1 protein-coding gene and 1 pseudogene are annotated in these 2096 nt (G+C 62.7%); both read right to left on the reverse strand.

Going from position 1 to position 2096, the window contains the following annotated elements:
• A pseudogene (locus tag NZ849_RS03215) lies at positions 1–785 on the reverse strand (O-antigen polymerase); the annotation flags it as partial.
• Positions 782–2095: an undecaprenyl-phosphate galactose phosphotransferase WbaP gene (gene wbaP, locus NZ849_RS03220; RefSeq protein ID WP_295404109.1), complete on the reverse strand. Its 1314-nt coding sequence runs from the start codon at positions 2093–2095 to the stop codon at positions 782–784. The gene wbaP and the pseudogene NZ849_RS03215, both read right to left, overlap by 4 nt.
• Position 2096: the final 1 nt, after the last annotated feature.

Consider the following 2096-nt stretch of genomic DNA (forward strand, 5'->3'; position numbering starts at 1 on the left):
AGCCAGACCCCAGCCTGCAAGACCAAAAACCCAAGCAGGGCCGCGCCTACCCACCACCCCAGGCGCCACTCGAGCCCTTTGAGGCCGGTGGGGCCCATCCGGTAGGGCGAGGGGGTGGTGCCCTCCTCCAGCTGGGGCCAGCCCACCTCCAGGTAGGTGTAGTCTCCCCCCTCGTTGAGGAAGTCGATGGCCCGCACTGCCCCATCCCCTTCCTGGGCGGTGTAGCTGGCCCAGACCCGCCACACCCCGGGGGCCACCAGCTCCTTTTGCGTGGGCACCGGGTGGTGCCCCCTCTGGGTGAAGAAGGTGATCCTAAGCTGGGCCTCGCGGCCATCGTGCCGCAGGTAGAAGCTCTGGGTGTAGGTCTTGCCCGGCTCGAGGGGGTACCATCTATCGGTGAGGAACTCCCTGAACTCGCGCCCGCTGCTTGGGTTGTGGCGGGGGATGCGCCAGAAGCCCTCCTCCACAGGCTGGGCACCCCTGTGACCACCATCCTCGTGATTCCAGCCAAGCAGGTCGTAGAGGTAGGGGCCAACAGGGTTGACTTGAGTGGCTGGCGCTCTTGGTGCGATGTAGGAGGGCGGTTTCAGCGCGGGCACAAAGCCTGTGTAGGAGAACCACTGCCCCAGCGCCCCCAGCAACGCGAGCCCAGCAAAGGCCCAGCCCAGGTAGAGCCTGCGCTCGGCCAGAAGCCGCCACAGCCCCAATACCGCCGCCCCGGCGGCAAACCAGGGGGCCTTCAGCGGGAGCAGCGCGCACAGCGGCAGCGCAAGCCAGCTCCTCAATAGGCCCCCTTGCCGGCCAACACCACCCCAAAGGTGCGGGCCAGGATGTACAGGTCTAGCCAGACCGACCAGTTGCGCACGTAGTAGCTGTCCAGGGCAACCCGTTCGGCGTAGGTGGTGTCGTTTCGTCCGGAAACCTGCCAAAGCCCCGTCAGGCCGGGGGGAACCTTGGTGTAGAGAACAAAACTGGCCCCGTAGCGCTCCACCTCAGCCTCCACGATGGGCCGGGGACCTACCAGGCTCATCTCCCCTTTGAGCACATTCCACAGCTGAGGTAGCTCATCTAGGCTGGTCTTCCGCAAAAAGCGGCCGAAGCGGGTTATGCGGGGGTCGTCCTTCAGCTTTTGATCGCGTTGCCACTCCTCCTTGAGCTGAGGGTTTTCCTCGAGGTACCTAGCCAAGAGGTCCTCGGCATTGGGTGCCATGGTGCGGAATTTCCAGGCCCGAAAGAGCTTTCGACCCTGCCCCACCCGCAAGTGCGCGTAAAACACAGGTCCTCGGGAATCCAGCCTTACCAACAAGGCTAGCAGCATACTAACCAGCAGAATCACAGGCAGAGAAAGAAAGATAAGCCCTACATCCATGGTGCGTTTGATCAGCCTCGGGCCCTTCCTAAGGAGATTTTGGCGTATTTCGAGGCCCAGTAGCCCTCCAATATCCCTGGAAGCCACCCACAGGCTCGACAGACCAAACAAGTCCGGCACAACGATCAAGTTGGGGAAAAGGTTCCCGTGCTTCTCCAACAGGTCCAAGAGCTTGTTCCTGGGGACCCCCGGCATGGCTAGAATTGCGTGCTTCACCCCTGCTTGGGCGTAGCGCTCCGCCAGGTCTAGGCTCCCTTCCACCTGAATTGCTCCCACGGTCCGGCCATGCTTGCTGGGGTCGTCGTCCAGAACCGCCACTGGCTTTAGGCCCAGCCCTGGCTGGCGCTCGAGGGCCCGCACTACCACTTCCCCGGTTTTGCCAGCTCCTAGTACCAGCACCGGAACGCCCCACCAGGGTTTTCGGGCAAACAGCTCCCGCACCACCGCCCGCCCCAAGGGGACCAGCACCAGGGCCAGCGCCCAGGCAAACACAAAGGCTCCGCGCGAGTAGTCGGCCCCGGCCTTGTACATGAAGGTAGCTCCCCCAAGGACCAGAAACACCAAGCTGGTGGAGTAGCTCAGCCTACGCAGCTCCTCTGGTGGGGTTATCCCAACCCCATAAAGCCCTGCCAACGCGTAGGCTAGGGGGAATAGCATCACCATGGGCCAAAGGTCAAGATAAATATCCCAGAGTAAAGTACGATCCCACAGATATCGCAGGCCGATT

This window comes from Meiothermus sp. (assembly GCF_025060375.1).
GTDB lineage: Bacteria > Deinococcota > Deinococci > Deinococcales > Thermaceae > Meiothermus.